Source organism: Ensifer adhaerens (genome assembly GCF_028993555.1).
Taxonomy (GTDB): Bacteria; Pseudomonadota; Alphaproteobacteria; order Rhizobiales; family Rhizobiaceae; genus Ensifer; species Ensifer adhaerens_I.
Genome location: NZ_CP118611.1, coordinates 1,530,250 through 1,554,942, shown reverse-complemented (window position 1 = coordinate 1,554,942; position 24,693 = coordinate 1,530,250). Strand labels below are relative to the sequence as shown.

25 protein-coding genes are annotated in these 24,693 nt (G+C 62.2%); 3 read left to right on the top strand and 22 right to left on the bottom strand.

Annotation, left to right across the window (positions count from 1 at the left end):
• Positions 1-473: 473 nt before the first annotated feature.
• From PWG15_RS27240 to PWG15_RS27215, 6 genes are all read right to left on the bottom strand, one after another.
• Positions 474-890 carry a hypothetical protein gene (locus PWG15_RS27240; protein ID WP_275024632.1) on the bottom strand — a complete coding sequence of 139 codons (417 nt, stop codon included), beginning with the start codon at positions 888-890 and terminating at the stop codon, positions 474-476.
• A 24-nt stretch (positions 891-914) separates the two neighbouring features.
• Complete coding sequence (locus PWG15_RS27235; RefSeq protein ID WP_275024631.1) at positions 915-1,343, bottom strand: patatin-like phospholipase family protein; 429 nt, start codon at positions 1,341-1,343, stop codon at positions 915-917.
• A 413-nt stretch (positions 1,344-1,756) separates the two neighbouring features.
• A complete protein-coding gene (locus PWG15_RS27230; protein WP_275024630.1) occupies positions 1,757-2,923 on the bottom strand; it encodes a low temperature requirement protein A in 1,167 nt (388 codons plus the stop codon).
• Positions 2,924-2,979: 56 nt separating this feature from the next.
• Positions 2,980-3,654, bottom strand: coding sequence for a DUF1275 family protein (locus PWG15_RS27225; protein WP_275024629.1), 675 nt, complete (start codon positions 3,652-3,654; stop codon positions 2,980-2,982).
• 199 nt (positions 3,655-3,853) lie between these two features.
• A complete protein-coding gene (locus tag PWG15_RS27220; RefSeq protein WP_275024628.1) occupies positions 3,854-4,543 on the bottom strand; it encodes a hydrolase in 690 nt (229 codons plus the stop codon).
• Between the two features lie 664 nt (positions 4,544-5,207).
• Positions 5,208-6,101 (bottom strand): LysR family transcriptional regulator, encoded by an 894-nt coding sequence (locus tag PWG15_RS27215; protein ID WP_275024627.1) that lies wholly within the window; start codon positions 6,099-6,101, stop codon positions 5,208-5,210.
• Positions 6,102-6,200: 99 nt separating this feature from the next.
• Here PWG15_RS27215 and PWG15_RS27210 point away from each other — a divergent pair, with 99 nt between their 5' ends.
• Both PWG15_RS27210 and PWG15_RS27205 read left to right on the top strand, forming a co-directional pair.
• Positions 6,201-6,662 carry a cupin domain-containing protein gene (locus tag PWG15_RS27210; protein ID WP_275024626.1) on the top strand — a complete coding sequence of 154 codons (462 nt, stop codon included), beginning with the start codon at positions 6,201-6,203 and terminating at the stop codon, positions 6,660-6,662.
• Between the two features lie 71 nt (positions 6,663-6,733).
• The gene (locus PWG15_RS27205; RefSeq protein ID WP_275024625.1) at positions 6,734-7,579 is read left to right on the top strand and encodes an arylamine N-acetyltransferase family protein; all 846 of its coding nucleotides are present in this window, start codon (positions 6,734-6,736) and stop codon (positions 7,577-7,579) included.
• Between the two features lie 163 nt (positions 7,580-7,742).
• Here PWG15_RS27205 and PWG15_RS27200 read toward each other — a convergent pair whose 3' ends face one another.
• From PWG15_RS27200 to PWG15_RS27125, 16 genes are all read right to left on the bottom strand, one after another.
• The gene (locus PWG15_RS27200; protein ID WP_275024624.1) at positions 7,743-8,480 is read right to left on the bottom strand and encodes a 2OG-Fe(II) oxygenase; all 738 of its coding nucleotides are present in this window, start codon (positions 8,478-8,480) and stop codon (positions 7,743-7,745) included.
• Positions 8,477-9,043, bottom strand: a complete 567-nt coding sequence (locus tag PWG15_RS27195) for a methylated-DNA--[protein]-cysteine S-methyltransferase (protein WP_275024623.1) — start codon at positions 9,041-9,043, stop codon at positions 8,477-8,479. The genes PWG15_RS27200 and PWG15_RS27195 overlap by 4 nt, the downstream gene beginning before the upstream one ends.
• A gap of 375 nt (positions 9,044-9,418) precedes the next feature.
• Entirely contained in the window at positions 9,419-10,069 is a 651-nt protein-coding gene (alkB, locus tag PWG15_RS27190; RefSeq protein ID WP_275024622.1) for a DNA oxidative demethylase AlkB, read from the bottom strand.
• On the bottom strand, positions 10,053-10,703 hold the full coding sequence (locus tag PWG15_RS27185; RefSeq protein WP_275024621.1) for a hypothetical protein: 651 nt from the start codon (positions 10,701-10,703) through the stop codon (positions 10,053-10,055). Before PWG15_RS27185 ends, alkB begins: the two co-directional genes overlap by 17 nt.
• Before the next feature lie 22 nt (positions 10,704-10,725).
• Positions 10,726-11,367: a DNA-3-methyladenine glycosylase family protein gene (locus PWG15_RS27180; protein WP_275024620.1), complete on the bottom strand. Its 642-nt coding sequence runs from the start codon at positions 11,365-11,367 to the stop codon at positions 10,726-10,728.
• Positions 11,364-12,455: a bifunctional DNA-binding transcriptional regulator/O6-methylguanine-DNA methyltransferase Ada gene (gene ada, locus PWG15_RS27175; protein WP_275024619.1), complete on the bottom strand. Its 1,092-nt coding sequence runs from the start codon at positions 12,453-12,455 to the stop codon at positions 11,364-11,366. Before ada ends, PWG15_RS27180 begins: the two co-directional genes overlap by 4 nt.
• Before the next feature lie 372 nt (positions 12,456-12,827).
• Positions 12,828-13,613 (bottom strand): NAD(+) synthase, encoded by a 786-nt coding sequence (gene nadE / locus PWG15_RS27170; RefSeq protein WP_275027226.1) that lies wholly within the window; start codon positions 13,611-13,613, stop codon positions 12,828-12,830.
• Between the two features lie 262 nt (positions 13,614-13,875).
• A complete protein-coding gene (locus PWG15_RS27165) occupies positions 13,876-14,769 on the bottom strand; it encodes an intradiol ring-cleavage dioxygenase (RefSeq protein ID WP_275024618.1) in 894 nt (297 codons plus the stop codon).
• A 3-nt stretch (positions 14,770-14,772) separates the two neighbouring features.
• Positions 14,773-16,527 carry an FAD-dependent oxidoreductase gene (locus tag PWG15_RS27160; RefSeq protein ID WP_275024617.1) on the bottom strand — a complete coding sequence of 585 codons (1,755 nt, stop codon included), beginning with the start codon at positions 16,525-16,527 and terminating at the stop codon, positions 14,773-14,775.
• Positions 16,520-17,605, bottom strand: a complete 1,086-nt coding sequence (locus tag PWG15_RS27155; RefSeq protein ID WP_275024616.1) for a branched-chain amino acid ABC transporter permease — start codon at positions 17,603-17,605, stop codon at positions 16,520-16,522. The genes PWG15_RS27160 and PWG15_RS27155 overlap by 8 nt, the downstream gene beginning before the upstream one ends.
• Positions 17,606-17,615: 10 nt before the next feature.
• The gene (locus tag PWG15_RS27150; RefSeq protein ID WP_275024615.1) at positions 17,616-18,479 is read right to left on the bottom strand and encodes a branched-chain amino acid ABC transporter permease; all 864 of its coding nucleotides are present in this window, start codon (positions 18,477-18,479) and stop codon (positions 17,616-17,618) included.
• Positions 18,466-19,188 (bottom strand): ABC transporter ATP-binding protein, encoded by a 723-nt coding sequence (locus PWG15_RS27145; RefSeq protein WP_275024614.1) that lies wholly within the window; start codon positions 19,186-19,188, stop codon positions 18,466-18,468. Before PWG15_RS27145 ends, PWG15_RS27150 begins: the two co-directional genes overlap by 14 nt.
• A complete protein-coding gene (locus PWG15_RS27140; protein WP_275024613.1) occupies positions 19,185-19,904 on the bottom strand; it encodes an ABC transporter ATP-binding protein in 720 nt (239 codons plus the stop codon). Before PWG15_RS27140 ends, PWG15_RS27145 begins: the two co-directional genes overlap by 4 nt.
• Before the next feature lie 149 nt (positions 19,905-20,053).
• On the bottom strand, positions 20,054-21,334 hold the full coding sequence (locus PWG15_RS27135; protein ID WP_275024612.1) for an ABC transporter substrate-binding protein: 1,281 nt from the start codon (positions 21,332-21,334) through the stop codon (positions 20,054-20,056).
• A 39-nt stretch (positions 21,335-21,373) separates the two neighbouring features.
• A complete protein-coding gene (locus PWG15_RS27130) occupies positions 21,374-22,435 on the bottom strand; it encodes a maleylacetate reductase (protein ID WP_275024611.1) in 1,062 nt (353 codons plus the stop codon).
• A complete protein-coding gene (locus tag PWG15_RS27125) occupies positions 22,432-23,304 on the bottom strand; it encodes a dioxygenase family protein (RefSeq protein ID WP_275024610.1) in 873 nt (290 codons plus the stop codon). The genes PWG15_RS27130 and PWG15_RS27125 overlap by 4 nt, the downstream gene beginning before the upstream one ends.
• Positions 23,305-23,396: 92 nt before the next feature.
• On the opposite strand from PWG15_RS27125, the gene PWG15_RS27120 reads away from it, so the two are divergent.
• Entirely contained in the window at positions 23,397-24,347 is a 951-nt protein-coding gene (locus tag PWG15_RS27120) for a LysR family transcriptional regulator (RefSeq protein ID WP_275024609.1), read from the top strand.
• Positions 24,348-24,693: the final 346 nt, after the last annotated feature.

Sequence of the window (24,693 nt, the reverse complement as noted above, 5' to 3'; positions counted from 1 at the left end):
TTCGTTTTGGTGCCAGGCCGCCGAGCTCCAGGGCAAGGCCTCTGCTTGCCAAACCGGGATCGTCTGGCCGGTGCTCAGGCATTCCAACCGATCAACCGCCCGGACACAAAGAAGTGGAGCAGGGGTGATCGGCCCCTTTCCCTACATTCAGGCTGGTGTCGGCTGATGGCAACTGCTCCTTTTCAGAATGGATAGTCCTGGTGCGGGTCTTCGAGATCGGCAAACTCGGCGATCGCCGCCTTGCCACTGAAGCTTGTAAGAGCGCCGTAGCTCTGCGACAACGGCATTCATGAAATCAAACAGTTAAGCGCATCACGCCCGAGCGTTTTACAGCAGCGCGTTTGGGTGGCGGCGTCGCGCACCGACATGGAGTACACCTCTGAAGAAGGCAATGAGGAGCGCGGCCGAGGCCTTGGCCGTCGCCTCCGGGTGCACTGCAGCCTGTGGCTCAGGCTGCAGTGCCTTCGTGAATGTCAGCCACGATTGCGTCGCTCGGCCGCTTGCACGGGCGTAAGCGGTGGCTGCTTGCGCCACTGACCAAGACGACCTTCCTCGTAACCGGCAGCGAAGAGCTGTTGCATATGGCTTCGGTCAAATTCGGACTTCGGGCTCAGCGTGAACCGATCCCGGGTCGATGCGTAGTAAAGCTGACCATGGGCAGCTGTCGTCTGGAGTTGTAGGCCCACCAGATCGGATATCGCCTGATACTTGATCAGCGTCTCGATACAGCGACGGGCGATCCCCAGTGTGGTTTCTTCGGTCGCGGCGTATTCGGGCGTCAAGCGCCCGTTGCGGATCAGATAGAGTGTTCGCGAGCGGGTGTGACCGAAATAGCGCCTCTCATATCCCGAGAGTTCGATGTTGGGAGGGGCAAAGAAGATCTGCGCCACTGTCCTGCCGTCGACATGCAATTCCTACCTGGCTTGACCGTCCAGCCGCACATCGATCCAAACGGGCGGGAACACCGCAGGTATGGCCGCAGACGCGAGCAGAATGTCGATCATGCGTTTTCGACGATCGGCGCGCGCGCTGGCAGGGATTGCAGACAGGTCCCACACAACAGGACGCTGAGCATCAATGTTGGTGGTCTGGATCAGCAGCCGTCGGCCGATCCTGTGCTGCGCGGCAATTTCGGCGACCATGTCTTCGGTGAGATAGCGACCGATCAACTGCCGCAGCGGTGAATTAACGTAGAGACCATGCCCCATCACTCCGAACAGGCCGAGATTTCGATAGATATCACGGTCACCATACGGCGTGAGAACTTCGCGCAGTTCCCTGTCATGGCTTGGACCAAGGAAGGCAAAGGGAGCCGCCAGAGCGACGGTGCTGACGCCGGTCACGATCTCGAATTGCGGTCGATGCCCCTTTCGCTCCAGCCCGTCACATATCCGGCGGCAAACGCGCCGTCCGCACCACCGCCCGAAATGGCAAGAAAGTCGACATGGTTGACTGCGCTCGGTGGGCGACGCCGTGTCTGCGTGTATTGCTGCGCGATGAGCGAACGGAGAGTGGGCGTGACCTCGTCTCCCCAGAAACGCGCAAGGTTGACGTGCTCGATTTGCGCCGCTGAAGCCTGTTCTGCTGGAACCGAGATACGATCGGGACGGCGACACATGTCGTCAGCAGACCTGATGCAAGAAGGAGCGGCGTGATTGATGAGCGAAATCCCCGATTGCGCGCAGATATGGTAGCTGACGACGACATGGCCCTTTGATTCCCCAACTTTTCTCCACCCCTTTGCTTGCGACCGATTTCAGTCGTGTTCGCCACCCTCACGCAGGCCAGCCGGATATAGTCGCCGCCGTATCGCTACGGTGATCGCCAGCAACATTGCCATCAATTCCAGAGCGTGGGAGGCGAACGCGCTGCTTGCGAGTGCGAGCGCTGCGACCACCAAGAGAAGCCAGTGCAGCGAGCCGTGTTTGGACGCCCGGTCGCGAACCAGCCAGAGGGCGGTCAGATACATCGCGATCGGTACGCAAAAGGCCAGAGCAGCAAGCTGTTGCGAAACGGCCTCGTCGCCAGCGGCGGCGAGATACACGATGAAACCCGCCGCCGTCGCCGCGCCGGCCGCAAACAGCACGCAATGCCCGTAGGCCCAGGTCAGGACGGTGCTGAGCTCGCGGCCCCACAATTGCTCGTTGCGATCGAAATAGAGTCCCCACATCGAAAACGCGATGATCGAACACAGGGTCGCCCACCAGAAATGCCTCAGTTCCGGTGTCGCCGGATCCGAGATAATCAAGGCGATGGCGGCAAAACATTCGCCAAGGACGATGATGTTGAACGAGTTGTAGCGATCGATGATGTGACCATGATGCCAGTTGCTGGCGGTGCCGCGCTCGGCCAGCAGCGGTACGGCCAACTCGCCGGCGGCGCCGAGCGCAAAGAGCGGAAAGTAAAGCGGCGCATCAGGGGGAAGTGCAATGATCAGGGTGTTCCAGTAGATTTGCATGCCGCCGATCCCGGCGGCGTAGCGCAGGGCCGTCGGGCGGGCATGCCGATCCCCGTTTGCCGCACCAAGCCACAGGGCGATCATGCCCAGCCGCATGATGCTGAAACCGATAAGGACGAGCCAATGCGGCTCATCGCCGAGGCCGCTTCGGATCCCTCCGGCAAGGGTAAGCGATCCGAACATGATGACCATCGTCAGCACCCGGAAGGCGGCCGATTTGTTGTCATAGCCCGATGCGAACCATGTGTAGTTGGCCCAGGCCAGCCAGGCCATGAAAAAGCTGCACGCAAACTGGACGATGCCGTTTACGAATTCGCCGGCCTCGATGTCCCACGCCAATCCATGGGCGGCGGCGGCAACCGCCACGACGGTGGCAAGATCGAACATCAGTTCGAGGGAGGTCGAGCTGCGGTTGACCTCGTGGCGATCGCGGGGTGGCAGGCTGAAAGCGGATATTGCAGGCAAGGCCGACCTCCCTTCGAGATCGCGGTTGGAGACTGCTAAACGACGGTGGCCGTCGTTTAGCCGGGCTTCTTCGAGTTTTGCGGTGAATAGAAGAGGCCGACCAGGAGCAGCAAGAGAGCCGGGAAGAGCATTCCCGCAACGCCGACCGTGACTTGCGCAAATGCGCCGGCGGCACATCCCATCACAAAGCCGAACACCAGGATGATCGACGTCAGCGACTGGCCCCATTCTTCCGGCTTTTCCGCGTAGCCGATGATGCGACGGGCAGTTGCGACTGCGAGGCCGGCGATGTTGCCCGTCATCAGCGAGAACGGTGGGCCGAGCCGGGGGTCGAGGCGCTCGATCGCGGTCAGCATTCCCATTGCGACGACGGCGAGAAGGGCGCAGGCAGACACTGGCCCGGCATCGAAGATTGCCAGAAGGGCGGCCGCTGCAAACGCGGCTGCGGCGATGACAAGCGTCCAGAACGTCGCGCGCTCAAGAGGCTTGATCCAGGCGACGAGGATGGCGGCGAGGCCCGCGCCCACCATGAACAGCGGGAAAGTCATGATCTGCAGATCGCGCAAACCACCTTTTTCGTGACCGACAAGACCTAGCCCGAGCAGCACGACGTTGCCGGTCACCAGCCCGACGAAGAGGCCGCCCAAATGAATGAAGAAGAGTGCGTCAGCGAACCCGGAAATGAACGCCAGCGCCAATGAATTGCGTTTCCCACGAAGTATGTTCAGCATCGGATGCCGCTACCCCCCATTGCTTGCGCCCTGGCAACATTCTTATTTGCAGCGCCAACGAAACCGTCGACGCTGGTGCCACCCGGCATGACCTGAAGCGAGCGCACCGCTCCCGCCGTGCGCCCATGAAGACGAGTCCTGACAGGACGATGCAGGTCCCCTGGTTCGCCTGGGCGACAAACCAGGGGCATGGTGAAATTCACTTGACCGGGTTGGGGCCGATCGTCTTGCCGTGACGGACGCGTTCGTCGGCCTTGTGGACCATGGTGTAGGCGTAATCGATGCCCATGCCATAGGCGCCGGAATGCTCCTTCACTAGCGAAGTGACGGCATTGTAGGTATCCTTGCGGGCCCAGTCGCGCTGCCATTCGAGCAGGACCTGCTGCCAGGTGACCGGGATGACGCCGGCCTGGACCATGCGGTCCATGGCGTATTTGTGCGCATCGACCGAGGTGCCGCCGGAGGCGTCGGCGACCATGTAGATCTCGTAGTCCGGGACATCATGGAGGGCCGAGAGCGCAAAGGTGGTGTTGCAGACTTCGGTCCAGAGACCGGAGACGACGATCTTCTTGCGGCCGTTGGCGGCATTCCTGGCCAGCGCGTCGCGGACGTTCTGGTCATCCCAGGAGTTCATCGAGGTGCGTTCGAGGATATCGTTTTCCGGGAAGACGGCGAGCAGTTCGGGATAGGTGTGGCCGGAGAAGGATCCGGTCTCGACGGTGGTGATCGTTGTCGGGATGTCAAAGACCTTTGCGGCCTTGGCAAGGCCGACGACGTTGTTCTTCAGCACCTGGCGGTCGATCGACTGAACGCCGAAGGCCATCTGCGGCTGCTGGTCGATGAAGATCAACTGGCTGTTCTGCGGGGTGAGGACTTCGAGTTTAGACATGGGTTTTCTCCTCTTTGAGCTGGTTGAAAAGCGGGGCGTCGGTGCCTGGTCTTTCCGGTCGGTGGTGAACTCGTTTGGTGAGAACAGGTGTAGCCGACCGGATTGCGCTGATGAATTGCAATAATAATTGCGATTGAATTGCGTTGCTTGCAATAATTGAGATGGGCAATTCCACTCCGAAGTCTTTTGTGGAACGACCCTCGACAACACACCAGAGGCGGGCCGGATGGCTCTGGCGCTTCGTTTCTAGCCATCTTTCCGCTCGTCTCTCATCGGGGCTGCGGCCATTGGAGATTGGCGAAGGTGGTTCGGGACTGCTTCCCCAACACTGCTTGTATTCGGCGGCAGTTTCTTGTCGGGATTGTCTGCCTTTTGAAAGTTCTCACGTCAAAGCAGCGATAACGAGCTCTGTGGACGTCCGGGCGTCGGCGAACTCAGCTGCGCCGGTCACGCCGGAAGCGAGCAGGCGTGGTGCCCGCGATCGGGAAAAGCTTCTGGTCATGTGAGTATAACTTGATCGATGAACAGCCGACTGGCCCGTTTTGGCCGCTCCAGCGCGTGGGCGAGGCCGAGAATGACGGTGCGGTGGTCACCACCGTAGTACCAAGGGCTGCTCTGGTGCGGCGTTGCGCATTCGTCGACGGGAGTGCAGGTCTTGCCTCGTCTACGTCCGCAGTTTACCTGCGAGAAACGAGACGAAGCGTCGAACCTTGACCGCGATGTGGCGGTTGGCCGGATAGACCGCCTGCAGCTGTATCGTGCTGATATGCCAATCAGGGAGAAGTCGTACCAACCGACCCTGCCTGAGATCTTCGCCAACGATAAAGTCGGGCAGGAGGACAACGCCCACTCCCGACAAGGCGGCGTCACGCAGGCCAAGGCTGTGATTGAGCTCCAGCCGGGGCACGATCGGAATGCGAAACTCCTCGTCGTTCTTCCTGAACGGCCAGATCCGCCCCCATCGTAATTCGGCGAAGTGGAGGCAGAAGTGGTTTGCCAGGTCGTGCGGCGTCGTCGGTGTGCCATGTTCGGAGAGATAGGCGGGTGACGCGGAAATCACGAGTGACGATGTCGCCAGTTGCCGAGTGATGAGATTGATGTCGACGTCGAGGCGGCCGCGAATTGCAAGGTCGAAGCCATCCTCGACCAGGTTCACGACCCGATGCGACAGGTCCAGGTCGACCGACACGGCCGGGTTGAGCTTGAGGAACTCCGAAACCGCCGGCACGATCACCAGATGCCCGAGATCGGGCGGTGCCGACACCCGCAATCGCCCGACGGCTTCCTTCTGGAATGAGGTTGCCGTCCGTTCTGCCTCTCTTATCTGCGGCAGGATACCCGAAAGGGCTTCCCGGTAGGCGGCGCCCGCCTCCGTAAGTGCGATCTTGCGCGTCGATCTCTGGAAGAGGCGGATGCCGAGGCGGTCCTCGAGTTGCCTGACCTGGGCTCCCACCGTCGCGCGCGACATGCCCAGTTCGTCCGCAGCCTTGGTGAAGCTGAGATGGGTGGATACCGTCAGAAAGGCGGCAATTCCGTCGAGCGGATCCAGCGATTTCATGAGCACAATTATCCGTTCAATGATGTCAAGTTATCGCTCTTATCATGAGACGAAGCACAAAGTAATCGATGGGTGTCCTCAAGGAGAAGGAGACCCGACATGAAGACATTCACCTATGCGGCGGTATCCCCGCCAGGCCATGGAATGCCGACAACGGCGCTCGGCAAACACGTGATACGCATGATGGCCGACAACACAGGCGGCGCTCTGGGCATGCTCGAGGCCACCGTGCCGCCTGGCGAAGGCCCGCCGCTGCATGTGCACGAGCGCGAGGACGAGTTCTTCCGCGTCCTGTCCGGTTGCTTCGGCTTCTGGTGTGGTCGCGACTATGTCGAGTTGAGAGAGGGGGGCTGCATCGCGCTGCCGCGCGGCGTGCCGCATCGCTTCCGGAACATCGGAGAGACGGAAGGCTGCCTCATGGTCGTCGTGACGCCGGGCGGGTTCGAGAACTTCTTTCCGATCATCGAACTCTGCAAGCCCGAAACGCCTGAAGAGATCGCCTCCATCGCAATGAATTTCGGCCTGACCTTGCTGCCCGAGGGCAGACGCAAGGTCGCCTGATCCGGCGGCAGACCGACCCAAACACAGTGCCGAGAAAACTCGACAACGGTCCATCGAAAGGAGACCGAAGGATGACACACGCGCCTTCACGCGAAATCGGAATGACCCTGACAGCTGGACAGTTGGACGCCTATCTTGCAAGGATCCGGGTCGACCGGCCAGTTTCGCTCGACCTTCAAGGCCTGTCAAAACTTCACCGCGCCCACCTCATGGCCTTCACCTGGGAGGCGCTGGATGCCTTCATGGGATGGCCGTCCTCGATCACCCCGGCATCCGCATTCGCCAAGATGGTGGAGGGGAGGCGCGGCGGCTGGTGTTACGAAATGAACGGTCTCTTCGGCGCAGCACTTGATGCGCTCGGCTTCCGGGTAATCCGTCTTTGCGGTGCCGTCGACCGCGAAAGACTGGGCAACATCTCCATCGGCAATCATCTGACCCTGCGTGTCAATCTCGACCGCCCCTATCTTGCCGAGGTCGGCGTTGCCGACGCCATCGTCGAACCCGTGCCGATTGCTGTCGGACCGTTCAGCCAGCGCGGTTTCGACTTTTCGATCATGCCGGCGGAGGATGGCTGGCTGCGTTTCAACAACCATGTTCAGGGGGTCGCCCACAGCTTTGATTTCCGTGCCGATTACAGCTGCGAGGCCGCCATGGCCGCCACGCATTCGTGGTTGATGCGGGACCCCGGGTCGCCATTCACAAACGCGCTGGCAGTGCTTCGCCATACCGCGGACGGCTATGTCGCCCTGCAGAACGATCGCTTGCGCGCGGTCACCCCGGGCAGCGTTCGCGAACATCGCATCACAAGTGCGGACCATCTCGCGGACACGTTTGAGACCGTCTTCGACCTCGAGATTCCCTGGCCCGAACGGGTATGGGACAAGGTCCAGGCGATCGGCCGCGACAAGGCGGCCTGAATGGCAGCGGCAAGGCTCTGGGGTTCGGATAGACGTCCATGCCTGGCGTCGTCCAGCGATTTCGCCGTGGCTTCAGCATGACCGCGACACATCGAGCGGGCCGCTCAGCGCGGTTCACTCTGACGGCCGGCGCTGCTAAAACCGCGGCGCCGGCCTCTTTTGCTCAGCGGGCGTCGTGGAAAATGATCCCGACGGTGTGACGCATGCCGGATCGGATGCGGCTGACACCGTGGCGCAGGTTCACGCGGTAATTTCCCTTCGTTCCCTGGACCGGACGATTGTGGACGGCGAAGGCGACGGCGTCGCCCTGTCGGAGCGGCACGACCTCGACGCGGCTCTGCATGCGCGGCCGCTGTTCTGTCAGCGCAAACTCGCCGCCTGTAAAGTCGCGGCCTGGCTCTGAAAGCAGGATCGCCACCTGGATCGGAAATGCGATGTCGCCGTAAAGGTCCTGGTGAAGGCAGTTGAAGTCACCGGGCACATATTGCAGCAGGAGCGGCGTCGGTCGGGTCTGACCGGCTTCGTGGCATTGCTTGAGGAATGCGGCATGCTCGCCGGGGAACCTCTGGTCCAGGCCCATCCGTTCGTTCCAGGCGTTGGCGACACCGGCAAGGTGCGGGTAGAGCGCCGTGCGGATGCCGGCGATGAGGTCCGGCAGCGGATACCTGAAATAGCGATACTCGCCTTTTCCGAAGCCGTGCCGCGCCATGATGATGTGGCTGCGGAAATGCCTTTCGTCGGCATAGAGCGACGCGACGCCGGTGCATTCCTCGGGCGTGAGAAGTTGGGGAAGGACCGCGCAGCCGAAGCCGTCGAGCTCGCCGGTGAGTGCTTTCCAGTCGTAGGCACCGATCCGCGCTTCCACGGAAGCCGGTGCCATGTTGATCGCAGTCTGGTTCATGCCGTGGCTTCCTTCGCGATGAGAGCGCGTTTGCGCTCGACGCCCCAGCGGTAGCCGGCCAGGTCGCCGTTGGTGCGGACGACGCGGTGGCACGGAACGGCCAGTGCTATCGGGTTGGCGGCGCAGGCGCCGGCGACGGCGCGCGGGCTCGCCAGCGGGCTGATCCACCTGGCGAGATCCATGTAGCTCACCGTCCGGCCGGCCGAGATCGCCTTCAGCCTTTCCCAGACGCGGCGCTGGAATGGCGTGCCGCGCATATCGAGCGTCAGGTGAAGGCCACCGGATGGCTTGGCGATGTAGCGCAGGACCTTCGCGACGTCGTTCTCCAGCATGGCTTCGCTTGAAACGAGCGTGAACCGCGGAAAGCGATCGGCAAGGTCTGCCGCGAGATCGCCGGCGTTGTCGCCGAGCAGGATCGAGCACACGCCCTTCGCGCTACGTGCGACCAGCACCTTGCCGAGTTCGCAGTCGGCGACCGCGTAAGAGAGAACGCCGGCGGCCGTCGAAGTGGAACTCACCTGCGCGTCCGGCCGCAGCGTGTCGCTCTTGATCACGAGGTTCATTGTCGTAGCTCCTTGTTTTGTCCTCACGATCGAAGTTACGCAATCGGTCGCACTGCCAAACTCCGATCCTTGCTTTCAAATCGAAACTCTGTCCGAGCCGAACAGGAGAATGTTCAATGCCGGGCACGGCCGATCAGGTTCGCCTGAGGTGAGGCGGGCTTCGACGTCTCCGTTGTCGCGCATCTCCATCTCGGCGTAGTACGAACTGGCCGATATGCTTCATCACCAGCGCCTTATTCGCGGTGCCCCCGGCAAGCGCAACGAGCGTTTCGACAGCCTTCCGGGCTTCGGACCTTGGCATTGAAACCGCCCGGCGAAGCCATCAGCCGGGGTTCCTTGTCTTAGCCGTTGCGCAGGAAACTGAAGATAGATGAGCTACAAGGCTGCACGGAAGGTGAGATTGATGCGCATCCGTCCAACGGTCTCATGGACGCCATCCTTCAATTCCGGAACGCCATGATAGACGAGCCGCGACGGACCGCCCCAGACCGCCGCATCCCCATGCCGCAGTGCATATTTCTTCACGGGGTCGTTCCGCTTCAGGCCGCCGAACTGGAAGGTCGCCGGTAGGCCAAGAGAGACCGAGACGATCGGATTGGCGAAGTCGCGTTCGTTTCTGTCCTGATGCAGCGAAAGGCGGGCGCCGGGCTCGTAGCGGTTGATCAGGCAGGCGTCAGGGCGAAAGTCGGGATAGCCCGCCCGTGTCGCGGCCTCGACTGCCAGATCGAGGAAGCATTCCGGCATGGCCGGCCAGGGACGGCCCGTTTCGGGATCATCGCGATCGTATCGATAGCCGGTGCGATCCGTGACCCAGCCGGCAGTGCCGCAATTTGTCATCGCCACCGACATGGTGAAGCCGCCCGGTGTGACCATATGTCGAAACGGCGACTGGCTGGTAATCTGGCCGAGCGCTGCAAGCAGACCGTTTTCGTAGGGAAGTGCTGCGCCGCGAAGGAGCATGGCGCCTTCCGCCATGATTTCGGTTGCGGGATGGGCGGGGGCGAGAATGTCAAACAGATCGGGCATCTTCTGGCCTATTGCGTATCGGGTTGAGCGACGGGTGGAAGACGGGCCGGTAACCCGCAAGGAGTGCCATGACCGTCGATGGCGGTGTCAGGAGCCAGTCGGCCTCATCGAGTATTTCGGACCTGTCATAGCTGTCGTTGTTCCAGCGATGCGCCAGGCCGGCGCGCAGCGTGTAAGCCTTGTCCTTGGCCACGACGACCGCCCCGTCAGGCAGGTCGGCCAACGAGTGGGTGATCGGATGCAAGCGCTTGCAGCGACGATCGAGGCGCTCAGCATGCAGCACGGCATCCATATGCGTGGCCGAGGGAGGCGCCTCTTTTTTCGCCGACGCCCAGCAGGCCCGGAAGCGCTCCGCGGCTTCGCGCCGGCAGAGGAAGCAAGGGCGATGGCCGGCGGCGAACGCCACGGCCTCGTCGAGGAAAAACAGCTCGGTCCAGCTGTGGCGCGTCATCACGTCCCGGCGCCACCCCTTGAATTCGCAGGCACAGACAAGCCAGGCCTTCGTTGCCCAGCGCCTCCTCAGCAAGGTCCTCGTCGCCGGATCGTGGATGATGCCGCGATTGCCGGTAAACAGGCCTCGCTGAGATATGGCGACGATGTCACCAAAGGGCGTGACTCGGTTTTGAAGGGGCATGGTGTTCTTCCCGCTGCCGTACTTACTTCAAGACGTTTCCGCGCTCGCGCGGGATGCGCCACAGATACCAGGCCGCGACCGTGCGATGGGGCGACCAGGCCTCCGAGATCTCACGCAGTTGTTTCGGCTTCGGTTGCACAGGCAACGATTTCAGAACGCGGTAGCCTTCACGGACACCAAAGTCGTCGACGGGCAGGACATCCATCCGCTCCAGAGAATACATCAGCAGCATCTCGACAGTCCAACGGCCTATGCCCTTGATGCTCACCATGCGGTCGATCAGCGCCTCGTCATCCATCGTGGCGGCAATGTCGCGGGTGGGGATCAGGCCATCCAGCGTTCCCTGGGCGATCGCCTTGATGGTCGCGATCTTGCTGGCGGAGAAGCCGCAGCTCCGAAGCAGGTCGAACTCGACCTCAATGAGGTCTTCCGGACTAGGAAAATCGCGGTCATCGAAGAGCCCCTTGAGGCGTCCAATGATGGCATCGCCTGCTTTGGCCGTCAGCTGCTGGTACGCAATCGCGCGAACGAGCGCCTCGTATGGTTCACGGGCCGCCTTGGGATCGTGTCGGCAAGGTCCGACCACCTCGATCAATCTGGCCCAGTCGTCGTCATGGCTGGAGAGGAAGGCAACGGCTTCGTCGTAGCGCGACAGCAGGTTCATAGGCACGCTTCCCGATCGAGCAGGGCGCGCTTGCGGTCGACGCCCCAGGCATAGCCGGAAAGCGCGCCGTCGTTGCGAACGACGCGATGGCAGGGAATGACGACGGCGATTTTGTTGGCGGCGCATGCTCCTGCGACTGCCCGCGTGGCGCTCGGCGTGCCGATGCGTCGGGCGATTTCCGAATAGGACAGACGCTCACCGGCGGGAATCTCCTGCAGGACTTGCCATACCCGGCGCTGGAACGCCGTGCCGCGAACGTCGAGCGGCAGATCGAGGCCGACACTCGGGTTTTCGACGAAGCCGCAGACTTGGGCAATCAGCGCCTCGTAGTCGCGGTCCATACCGATCAGGCGTGCCTTCGGAAAGCGATCCTGAAGATCGCGAACGAGCGCGTCCGGGTCGTCTCCGAGCAGGATCGAGGCCACGCCCTTCGTGCTGGAGGCCACGAGGATCGCGCCGAGACAGGACTGACCGACCGCAAACTTGATCTCCTCGTTGGTGCCGCCATCACGATACTGTGTCGGCGTCATGCCGAGCATACCGTTTGCCTTCTCATAGAAGCGGCCGCTTGAATTGAAGCCGGCGTCGTACATCGCCGCGGTGACGCTCATAGCGGTCTCGAGGCCCTCACGGACCTTTTTCGCGCGGTGGCCGGCGGCATAGGCTTTCGGTGTCAGCCCGGTCGATGCCTTGAACATACGATGGAAGTAGCTCGGACTGCGATCGACGGCAGCTGCGAGATCCTCCAATGACGGCTCTTCCTCGCTGTCCTCGATGACGCGGCAAGCCTTTGCGATGAGCGCGGCATTCTCGCATTCGAGTGAGGGGCCATCGGGATTGCAACGTCTGCATGGGCGAAAGCCGGTTGCCCGCGCGCTTTCGAGCGTATCGTGGAGCGCGACATTCTTCGGGTTTGCCGCGCGGGACGGGCACGAGGGCCGGCAATAAATCCCTGTCGTCGCGACCGAATACCAGAACTGACCGTCGGCGGACCTGTCGCGCGCAACGATCAGCGCCCAGCGAGGATCGTCCGTGACGGAAAGACGTGAGATGTGAAGGGTGGCTGCGGGCCGGATGTTCATGTCCATGGTCATCTACTCGGATTTGTTCGGGCCCGATCGTGCCTTCGATCGTCGCTGGTCACACTCCGATCCTTGCTCTCGAATCCAATGCGATCCCACCCGGAACTTGCGTAGGCGATGAAACATACGAATGAGGCTCACGAGGTGTGCGAGCCTCAAATTCCTGACCGAGATGTGCAGCAAAACCGAACTGGCGCTATGTGGTTTTTGATCCGGCCTCGTGGATCAGTCCAAGCTGCATCGTCATGGTCAGACCGTCGTCGAGGTCCGTTTCTTCCGCGATCGGACCATTGACCACCTTCATCGAGATGATACCCGAAGGTGAATCTCTCGACCTGTGGACCGAAATGCAGACGGTTCAGTCAGTTCAGCCAGGTATCATGCTGTCGTTGCCTGCAACGCCGGGTGAAGGTCCGAGGGGACGACGGGAAGGGCGCGCTTATGTGCGCTTGCGCGATAGGCTGCGAGAATGCGGTCAGTTGCAGTCGGCTCGACGGTTCTTCCTTCGAGAAAGTCGTCGATCTGGTCGTATGTCACGCCATAGGCGTCCTCATCCGGTCGCAATGGCGCGTCCGATTCAAGGTCAGCGGTTGGAGTTTTCCAGACGAGCCGTTCCGGCGCGCCGAACTCCAAGGCTACGGCGCGAACGCGTCGCTTGTTCAGGCCGGCAAGAGGAAGGACGTCCGCCGCGCCATCACCGAATTTGGTGTAGAAGCCCATGAGCGCCTCTGCAGCGTGGTCCGTGCCGATGACGAGACCTGACGATGCCCCGGCGATGGCATATTGTGCGATCATCCTTTGCCGTGCCTTCACGTTGCCGAGGATGAAATGATGACGCGGGGCCGGGTCAAGGCCGCCGGTAAGGACTGCGTCCATGAGGCTGTCAGCTGCCGGTTTTATATCCACGGTCAAGACACGGTCAGGGCGGATCGCAGCGACAGCTGCCGCCGCATCGTGTTCGTCCGCTTGAACGCCATAGGGAAGCCGAGCGGCGATGAAGGTGGCCGAATGGCCACATTCGCGTAATTCTTGAGCGGCGCGCTGGGCGAGAAGCCCGGCCGTCAGGGAATCGACCCCGCCGCTGATCCCGAGCACGTAGGCGCGCTGGCCGCTTTGCACGAGATAGGCCTTCAGGAATTCAATCCGCGTGCGGATTTCGCTCATTGCATCGAATTCCGGTCGAACGCCAAGCGCCTGAATGATGGCAAATTGCTCTTTCACTGAATGTCTCCTGCGTCGCCTCGTCGCTCCTGGCGGTCCGTGCTTTTGGGGCCGTGACCGCACCGGATAATTCATCTGGGGATCCGCAGGAGGCAAGGGAATAGCTTCCTGCTCCTCCTATTTCTTCGTTGATTGTGAGCGCCCGTTTGGTCGCGCAGCGGAAGGGCGAGCCCGCGGCCTGAGCGACCATTGTTCTTCCGGAGTGTCAGCTTGCGCCTCGTTTTGACCGCGCCAGTACGAAGTCGTGGTTTACTTCCCAGAAGCGACCTGAAAATCCGTAGTCCGCGGCTCGGGATGGGTCCTCGATGCGCCGGAAAGTCGCAAGCAGGCTCTGTTTCACGCCGAACACCGCATCCGAATGGATGTACGGATCATCCGGATCGAAGATGTGGGTGATGAGCGTTTCGTGGCCGTCGGCCTTGATGATGTAGTGGAGATGGGCCGGGCGGTTGGGATGACGCCCCAGGTGCTCCAGCATCTGGCCGACCGGGCCGTCATTCGGGATCGGGTAGTATTTCGGCTTTACCGCCCGGAACCAATATTGGCCGTCGGGTCCGGTGCGGAAGACGCCGCGCAAATTGAACTCCGGCTGGATGCCTTTTTGCTGAACGTCATAGAAGCCTTCGTCATTGGCCTGCCAGACATCGATCACGGCATCGGCGATAGGCCTGCCTTCGGTGTCGAGGATGTGGCCGCCGACCACCATGTCCTCTCCCTTCTGGTCGAGGCAGATGTTTGCGCCCATCTCGAGCTCAGGGGCGTCCTGGACGTGAAACGGGCCCAGCACGGTGCTTTCGGAGGCACCCGACGGCTTGCGATTGTTGATCGCGTCGACAAGCATCGAGACGCCGAGCGTGTCGGACAAAAGGATGAACTCCTGGCGCCATTCGTTGCACATCTGTCCGGTGCGCGTGAGGAAGAGGATCGCGTCCATCCATTCCTCCTGTGTCGGCTCGATTTCTCTCACCGCTTCGTGCAGCTTGCGCGTGACCACTTCCATGATCTGCTTCAGCCGTTCGTCCTTGGCGTTCTTGTTGCGGCCCGTGACGACCTCGATCGAATTTTCTTCAGTGAAGAAACCTTTCTCATGCGCTTCCATGGATTACCTCCCAAGCACTGCTGTCATGACCCGACGCAGGTCTGCGACGGGATCTGCCGACAGCGCCTCCGAGCGCCAGCAGACGTGATGGTCAGGACGCACGAGCACGACGCCGTTGTCACGCACTTGGCTGAGCGCTGCCCAGTCGCCGGTGAAATCATCCCAAAGCTGCCGCGCGCCAATGGCGTGGGTCGCAATTTCGACACCAAGCTCACGTCCGACGACCTTCGCCGCTTCGATCCAGCCCTGTCCGCCGATCCCGGTCAGGACGGTAAACCGGCCGTGCCCGGCGAGATCGAGCGTCGAGGCCCTCGTCCCGTCGCTCGAGAAAACCCATGCGTGCGGCAGCCGCGCCCCCGGCCAGGTAGTCTGTTGGAAATGCAGTTCCGGGTCCTTGGCAAAGGCCGGCTCGGGCTGACCGTCGGTGACGATCGCATCCGAGCGATAGCGCTGGTTCATTTCAACGCCATGGGCGTCGAACTCGTAGACCTTGGCGGCGATCGCCTTGCGGATGGCGGAGCGCTGTTCTTCCGCCGCCGGCGTATCGCGGCAGCGCCCATCCATGTTCTGCTGCATCTTCACCGGATCGATGGAATCGAGAAGGCCAAGCGCCTTGAAGATCGGACCGAACTCTTCAATCGACTTGTTGGCGCGGGTGACGATCTGCTTGGCGACCGGCGCCCGCTCCGTTGTGTAGGTATCAAGCAGCGTTTCGCTCGCCTGACCCTTCAGCACGAACGCGAGTTTCCAGGCAAGGTTGAAGGCATCCTGGATCGATGTGTTGGAGCCGAGCCCGTTCGATGGCGGATGGCGGTGCGTGGCATCGCCCATGCAGAAGACGCGCCCGTTGGACATCGTCGTCGCGTACATGTTGTTGACCGTCCAGGTCGAGACCTGCTTGATCGTGATCTCCAGGTCCTGCACTCCGACGAGATCGCGCACCACCTTCTTCGCATGGGCTTCGTCGACGGCCGGTGCCGGCTGGTTGATGTCGTATCCCCAGACAATGAGCCATTCGTTCCAGGGGCGCACCATGCGCACGAGGCCCATGCCGATACCGCCGACGTCCGCGCCCGGTTGCAGGACCCAGTAGAGCACCGAAGGGCGATGGGCGACATAACGTGACAGGTCCGCCTCAAACAGGATGTTCATCGAGCCGGCAACACCCATGCGTCCCTCGAAGGTGAGGCCCGCATGTTCCGCGACCTTCGAATTGCCGCCGTCGGCACCGATCAGATACTTCGAGCGAACGGTGAATTCCTTGCCGGTCAACCGGTCGAGACAGGTCGTGGTCACGCCTTCCTTGTCCTGCACATGGCTGACATATTCCGTCGACATGCGCGCCTGGGTGCCACGTGAGCAAGCCGTCTTGAACAGGAGCGGCTCCATGAAGGTCTGCGGCAGGTCGTTCATCTGGCTCGGCGAGGACAGCTGATGTTCGGCGCGGGAGACCGGGTGCTTGCCCCAGCTTTTCATGCGGCCGATCTCTTCGCCCGCGAGCGAGGTGCAAAAGACGTTCTCGCCCATCAGGTCCTGCTCGGCAGCGAACATATAGGCCTCGTCCTCCACGTCGCGACCTAGATCGCGCAGAACCTCCATCGTGCGCTGGTTGGTGATATGGGCGCGCGGGGTGTTCGCCAGCCAGCGATAACGGTTGATCACCATGTTTTCGATGCCGTAGCTCGAGAGCAGGGCGGCCGTGGCGGACCCGGCCGGCCCCGTGCCGATGATGAGTACGTCGGTTGTGATGTCAGCCATTTGGTCCTCCCTTAGGCATGTGTTCGAGTGGTCCGCCGATCAACTTGCGACGGACCGGAAAAAGCTGAATGCCGGTACGATCGGAGAACAGGCCCCATAGACCGCGCGGCGAAAAGAGCATGACGAGGATGCCGATGAGGCCGAGGACCAGCAGGTACCAGGAGCCAAAATCGGCAAAGAGCTTCTGCAGCAGGAAGAAGAGCACCACGCCGACGATCGGCCCTTCGATGGTGCCGATCCCGCCGATCACGACGATGAAGATGACATAGGCCGTCCAGTCGGTGACGGAGAAGGCTGCGTCCGGCGAGATGCGTGCTTTCTGAACGTAGATCAGTGCGCCGGCCAATCCGGTGACGAAGGCGGTCGCCACGTAAACCAGCGCCTTCATGCGACGCGCGTCGACGCCAACGGCACGGGCGGCCTGTTCGTTGTCGCGCACGGCGGCGAGACCGAGCCCCTGCTTGCTTTTCAGCAGGCGGTAGATGAAGCCGATGATCGCGAGCGTCAGGAGGAGCGCAATCCAATAGGTGAGCGCATCGCTGGCCGCGGCCGCCTTCATGCCGAAGAGGTCGCGAACGATGTCGACGCCCGCCATGTCCCGCGTCGCCTCGCGCGGCAGCGACGTGCCGGTACCCCCGCCGAGCGCCTTCCATTGGGCGAGCAACAACCGCACCACCTCGGCCACGACCCAGGTGCCGATGGCGAAATAAGGGCCTTGCAGCCGAAAGGTGAAAAAGGCCGTCGGGATGGCGAGAAGCGCTGAAAGAACGCCGGCAATCAGGATCGCAACGATTGGATCGACGCCCGCCAGAATGACCGCTCCGAACATCGCATAGGCGCCGAAGCCGACGAAGACCTGCTGGCCGACCGAGATCAGCCCGGCATAGCCGGCAAGCAGGTTCCAGTTCTGCGCGAGCACCAGCATGGTCAAAATGAAGAAGAGATCCTGCACGACGCCGCGGGACACGATGAGGGGAGCCGCAATCGCAAGCGCAAGGGCGGTGACTGCTGCCAAAGCCCCAAGCGATGAGGTTCCGCTGCGGGTTTCGACCTTGAAGGACGGAATGGCGATGGACATCGGCTTGACCTCAATCGACGGCGCGAGGGAAAAGCCCACGCGGCTTGATGGCGAGAACGGCGAGGAAGGCGAGGTGTCCTGCAAGGATCTGCCATTCCGGATTGACGGCCGCTCCAAGTGTCTGCGCGACGCCGAGGATCACCCCGCCGGCAAGCGTTCCCCAAAGCGAGCCGAGGCCACCGATGATCACGGCCTCGAAGGCGTAGATCAGCCGGGACGGTCCCGACGTCGGATCGAAATTGGCGCGCGTGCCCAGATAGAGGGCGGCGATCGTCACCACGACCATGGCAAGGCCGGTCGCCATGGCAAAGACGCGTTGCGGGCGAATTCCCATCAGCCCTGCCGTCACGACATCGTCCGAAGTTGCGCGGAACGCGCGACCGAGCGCCGTTCGATAGATCAACTGGTTGAGGCCAAAGATCACGGCGAGCGCCGACAGGAAGGTCATCAACGGCATGATACCGATGTTCAGCGGGCCGACCGCGATCGAAGCGCTCTCCAGCGTGCCGATGGAGACGCGGCGGCTGTCGGCCGAGAACGCTTCCAGCAAACCATTCTGCAAAACGATGGAGATGCCGAAGGTCACAAGCAGCGGCGGCAGGACGTCCTTGCCGAGCGTGCGATTGAGCACGACATACTGCAACACCCACCCCGCGGCGAACATCAGCGGCGCGGCCACGAGCGCTGCCAGGAATGGGTTGAGGCCGAGCGCCGAGGTTAGCAGAAGGATCAGGAAGGCGGCGAGCACGATCAGGTCGCCATGGGCGAGATTGACCAGCCGCATGATGCCGAACACCAGACTGAGGCCTGCGGCAAACAGGGCGTAGAGCCCGCCGAGCAGAACCCCCTGCACGATTGTGTCAATGAAGCTCATGGCGCGGCGCTCCGAAATAGGCGTGGTGGATCTGCTCGCGGGTCAGTGCCTCCGGACGCCCCGAAAGCGTCACGCGTCCTTCCATCAGGCAATAGACCTGGGTTGCGACCTTCAGAGCCTGGGCGATGTCCTGCTCGACGATGACTATCGAGGCGCCGGTCTCGCGGATGCGCGGGAAGGCCGCATAGATGTCGCGAACGACGACTGGCGCGAGGCCGAGGCTGATCTCGTCGCAGAGCAGAACATCCGGGTTGGACATCAGTGCCCGGCCGATCGCCACCATCTGCTGCTGGCCACCGGAAAGGGCTGTGGCCGGGTTGTTGCGGCGCTCGCGGAGGACCGGGAAGAGCTCATAGACGCTCGAGAGCGTCCACGGTCCCTGTCCCTGGCGGCCGTAGGCGCCAACCTGCAGATTTTCCTCGACGGTCAGCGACGGGAACAGCCGGCGTCCCTCCGGCACCATGGCGATGCCGCGGGCAAGCACGTCGGGTGCTGGCAGTGCGCCAATCGGTTCATCGCGATAGACGACCATGCCCGGTTCGCTTGCAAGCACGCCGGAGATCGCGCGCATCAGGCTGGTCTTGCCCGCGCCATTGGCGCCGATAATCGCAACGGTCTCACCCTTGGCAATGGTGATATCGACACCGAAAAGCGCCTGGAAGTCGCCGTAGAAGGCCTTGAGCCCTCTGGTTTCGAGCACCGCCGTCATAGCTCGATCCCCAGATAGATTTCCTGGACGGCGCGCGAAGCCATGAGCTCGTCGGGTTTTCCAATGCCGATCACCTTGCCGAAATTGAGAACCAGCAGCCGTTCGACAACCGAGGTCAGCGCATGCAGCACATGTTCGATCCAGATGACGGCTACGCCCTTCTTTTGGATGGCGCTGATGGTCGCGACCAGCTGGTGGCATTCGCCTTCCGTCAAGCCGCCGGCAATCTCATCCAGCAGCAACAGCCGGGGCTCGGTGGCAAGCGCCCGCGCCAGTTCCAGCCGCTTGCGCTGCAGCAGGGTAAGCCCGCCTGCCAGTACATTCGCCTTGTCGAAGAGGCCCGTCTCTACCAGGATTTCGGCGCAGCGGTCACAGGCTTCAGCCTCCCGCCGTCGCGCGCCAAAGCTGCCGGCGACGAGCAGGTTCTCAAAGACGGTCAGCTTCTCGAAGGGCTGCGGGATCTGGAAGGTTCGCCCCATGCCCGATAGGCAGCGGGCCATCGGCGGCGCTCGGGTGACATCTACGCCGCCGAAGCGGACCGCGCCGCTGTCGGCGGCGATGTTGCCGGTTATCAGATTGAACAGCGTCGACTTGCCGGCGCCGTTCGGCCCGATAATGCCCAAAGCATCACCCTCGCCGACCGAAAAGCTGATCTCGTCGGCGACGGTCAGCGCGCCGAAGCGTTTCGAGACCCGCTCGAGCTCTAACAGAGACATGCCTGACCCTCCTCGGTCACGCTGCTGCGTTATCCATTTCGAAGAGCGGGATGGGGTGGTGTTTGCGCTTCTCCGCAACATCCCGCTCTAACGTATTCAAATCGATCACGTTATGGATCTGGGCCGATCCAGTCCAAGGCCATCGTGATCTAGGCGATCGCTTCCATCTTCCCGCCCACGGGGATGTTCGGCGCCGTCTTGTTGTCGGTAATGACGAGGTCGTAGCCGCCGCTGTCCTTCAGCCGCCACTGGCCGCCGACGAGCGGTGTCTTGGCAATGTTTCGGGCGGCAAATGGCGGCAGTCCCTTGCCGTCCCAGGCAACCGGGCCGACGAGCGTGTCGAGTTTGGTGGCGGCAATCGCCTGGGCGAGCGCATCGCCATCCGACGGGTCGTCGGCCCGCGTAACGGCGTCGACTGCCAGTTCGAAGAGGGCGTGGGCAAAGCCGATCGGCTGGGTCCAGGGCCGGCCGGTCGCCTTGGTGAAGGCTTCGGCGACTTGAGCTGAAGTCTCGCCGGTCAGCGACGAGGCGAAGGGGTGGCTCGGCGACCACCAGACTTCGGACGAAAGATTGTGCCCCGCCTTTCCCAGCGCTTCGACCGCCTGCGGGAAGAGCAGCGCCTTGCCGATCGAGGCGACCTTCGGCACGAAACCCTGCTGCTTGGCCTGGTTCCAGAAGGTCGTGAAATCCGGAGGGATGACCACGCCGGTCACGATCTCGCATCCACCGGATTTGAACGCGTTGATCTGCGCCGAGAAATCGTCGGTCATGTTCTGGTAGCGGCCGGGATCGGTGAGCCCGTAGCCCAGCTTCTCAAGCACCGGCGGAAAACCTACGGTGCTGTCACCCCAGGCATTACCGTCGCCGTCATTGGGGAAGAGGCCGCCGACCTTGTGGTTCGTTTCCACCTGGGCCCACATATTGGTGAACACCGCGATGACGTCCTCCAGGCCCCAGAAGAAGTGATAGGCATAGTCGAACGGCTTCCAGGAGGCGGGATCGCCGGGATTACCCTGTTGGCCGATGAACCAGGGCTGCCACGGCGCAACCGTCGAAATGCAAGGCATCTGTTCGGCCTCGCAGGTGGTTGCGACCGGGTTCGTCGTTTCCGGGGTCGAGGCGACGAGGACCAGGTTGACCTCGTCGTCGACGATCAACTGCTTGGCAACCTCGGCCGCCCGGTTCGGGTTCGACTGGCTGTCCTTGACCACAACCTCGAAGTTCTGGCCCTTGGCCCTGGTTGTCGCCAGGAAGGTATCGATCACGAACTTGTCGGCTTCGCCGAAGGCAGCAAGGGGCCCGGTTTGCGGGCTGACATAGCCAAGCTTGATCGCCGTGTCCTTGGCAATCGCCGGCATCGAAAGTCCGGATGAAAAGGCGACCGCGCCACCTGCGGCTGTCGTCTTCAGAAAATCGCGTCTCGTCAGCATGGTTCCTCCTCCCAATGCCCTTCCTCCCGAAGGGTGGTTTCAGTTCGTCGGCCGGTTGCCCTCCCAGGCATCCTGCAGCAGCGCACGAATGGACCGGCGGTCGATCGGGCGCGGATTCCAATAAGGGTTTTCGGTCGCAATCGCGGCGGCCCGGTCGAGATCGGCCTCTGAAAGGCCGAGGTCTTTCAGGGCAAGCGGCGCGCCGAGCGACCTTGCGAAATCCCACAATCCGCCGCCGACCGATCCGCCGAAGGTCCGGGCCACGGGTTCAAGCAAGTCGGGTACGGCGATGGCGTTGTAGGACGCCGTGTGGGGCAGCATGATCGCGTGCGTTTCCGCGTGCGGCGTGTCGAAGGTGCCGCCAAGCGTGTGGCAAATCTTGTGATGCAGTGCCATGCCGACCGCGCCGAGCACGGTGCCCGAGAGCCAGGCGCCGTACAGCGCCTCGGCCCGCACTTCGCCATCGCGCGGCGCCTCGATGATCCGCGGCAGGCTCGTCTTGAAGGCTGACAAGGCCTCTTTCGCCATCAGCGAAGAGATGGGGTTGCGATCCTGCGCATAGAGCGCTTCGACCGCATGGGCCATGGCGTTGAGCGCACTCGTCACGCTCATGCCGACTGGCAGTCCGAGCGTCAGATCCGGATCGTAGATCACCACTTCCGGGAGGATCGAAGGATGCCTGACGGTCGTCTTTCGGCCGCCTTCGGTCTGTCCGAGGATCGGCGTTACTTCCGATCCGGCGTAGGTGGTCGGGATAACGACTTGGGGCAGATCGGTTCGATAGGCGATCGCCTTGCCGAGCCCGGTGGTGGAGCCGCCGCCAAGCGAGACGACGCAGTCGGCGCCACCTTGCTTGACCGCTGCCATCGCTTTTGCCGTGACGTCGACCGGCGTGTGCATCACCGCGCCGGCAAAGACGCCTACGGCGAGTGGCCCAAGCCGCTCCGCCAGCGCTTCCGCGTCTGCCTGTTGGTGCGGTGTCGAAAGCACCAGCGCTCGACTGCACCCAAGCTTTTCGACCCAGCCGCCGGCCTCCTGGCTCTTGCCCTCGCCAAAGACGATGTGCGCCGCGCTGCCCTGATAGGTGAAATTGTTCCTCACGACGCAGATCCTTCCCTTGCTCTCGCCATCAGGAACTTGAAGTCCAGACGCCAGCCGGGCTTGCCGCCGATGTCAGAGCATTTGAATTCGTGCACCAGTTCAGGCTTGACGCCGAAGATCGCGTCCTCGTCGATATGCGGATCGCTGCCGTCGTAGATGTGCGTCGTGATTGTCTGGAAACCTGGAGCGGTGACGATGAAATGCAGATGGGCCGGGCGCCGGAGCGAGCACCCCGCCTGGCCAAGCAGCTTGCCCACCGGCCCGTCTTCCGGAACGCTGTAGCCGGCGGGGCGAACCGTCAGGTAGTCGAACCGCCCCTCCTGGTCTGTTTTGAAGGTGCCGCGCAGATTGAATTCCGGCTGCAGATCCGGCTGCTGGTTCTCGTAGAAACCGGCGGCATTTGCCTGCCAGGTCGTGACCTCCGCGCCCTTGAGCGGATGGCCATCGAGGTCGAGCAATTGCCCGAAAACCGCCAGCCGCTCGCCGACGCCGTCGAGTGAGATGTTGCTGCCGGATGCGCGCGGTGGCGTGTCAGCGCGAAAGAACGGTCCGCGCACCGTATTGGGTGTTGCCTGCTTCGGCCGGCGGGAATTGATCTCGTCGACCAGTGCCGAAGCGCCAAGCAGGTCGAACAGCAGGCCCCATTCCTGCCGCCGGTCGTCCGTTGTGTGGCCAACCTCGGTCAGGAACTCGATCATCTTGCGCCAGTCGGCTGCGCTGGGGCGTAATTCCCTGATAAGCCCGTGGAGATGGGTGACGACCGTGCGCAGCACCTCCGACAGCGAGCTGTCGTCGGCTTTCGAAATTCGCTGTGCGAAAGCCTCGGTAAAGGCTGCTTCCTTGGGATTCGAAACCGTCGCGCCCCGCATCGCACTCCTCCAGACACTTGGCTGAAATGAAAGCTAACACAGGCGTCAGGCGCGATTGATGATTTTACTCCGAGTTAATATAATCAATTGTTATGAAGATAGACGAACGCCATCTTGTTCATCTCGCTGCTGTGGTGAAGGCAGGCGGCGTCACCGAAGGGGCCGCGCTGCTCGGGCTGTCGCAGCCGGCGATCTCGCGCACCATTGCCATGCTCGAAAAGCGCCTGGGCGAACCGCTTTTCGTCAAAGGGCGACGGCCGCTGCAACCGACGCCGCTCGGGCGCGCGCTCGCCGACCATGGCCAGGTCATGCTGTCGGCCTCGCGCAAGGCATCCGATACGATCGAGAGCTTTCGCCTCGGCAAGAGTGGTCTCGTGCGTGTCGGCGGCACGCCATTTTTCATGGACGCCTTGATTGCGCCGATGATCGCCGCCTTCCAGGCACAAAACCCTGACGTCAGGATTGATCAGAGCTACGGCTACATGGCCGATCTGCGCGCTCAGCTGAAGGGTGATCAGATCGATCTTGCTATCTGTCCGCTCGATATCCTTGAGGAGGGATCGGGCCTGGCGTTCCAGAAGGTGCTTCCCGGTCGAAACGTGGTCGCCTGCCGGGTCACGCATCCGCTTCTGTTGAAGCGACGGCCGCAGCCGTCACAGCTTCTCGAATATCCCTGGGTGGCGCCGCCGCCGGGAAGCCCGCTGCTTGCGGATCTTCACAGCCTGCTGCTCTCCTTCGGGGCGACCGAGATCAAGATACGGTACACGGGCGGCTCACTGATGAGCCTCGTCAACTATCTGAAGGGTATCGACGCCTTGACGGTGCTTCCGCACAGTGTCGTCTTTGCGCTGCGCAACGAAAAGTCGATCACGGCACTTCCGGTTTCCGTCCCACACCCGGAACGCGCTCTTGGGCTGCTGAGGCGTGGAACCTCGGCGCATACCCCGGCCATCGAAAAATTCTCGCAACATATTCGCCACAGCTTCGACCAGCTTCAGCACCTCATCCATCGACACGAACAGGCCGTGGTGTGGGGCGTCTAGGCGGCGATGCGCCCATGCGAACCCGCAACCGCATTGCCGAGCGGTGACGGCACGACGTCTATCGTGTCGACGGCAAAAGGTCCGTTCGCGCGAAGCGGTCAGGAGACCAAGAAAAGAGATCCCCAGTGAGTTCGACGCCGCAGAAATCATCGCTTTCTCCATTTCTGCGGCGCATGCACGTGATCGGCGCTTGGCCGGTTTTTCCTGTTGACGTCTCCGACGTCGCGCGGGCACCATTTGCTTCTCGGGCAGAGTTCTCGGCGGCCAGTTTTGTTCAAGAAGCAGGCCCAGAGCGGACAAAGCAGGGCTATGCCGTGCTTGGAGCTGCGGGCAAGCCGAAGTGGAG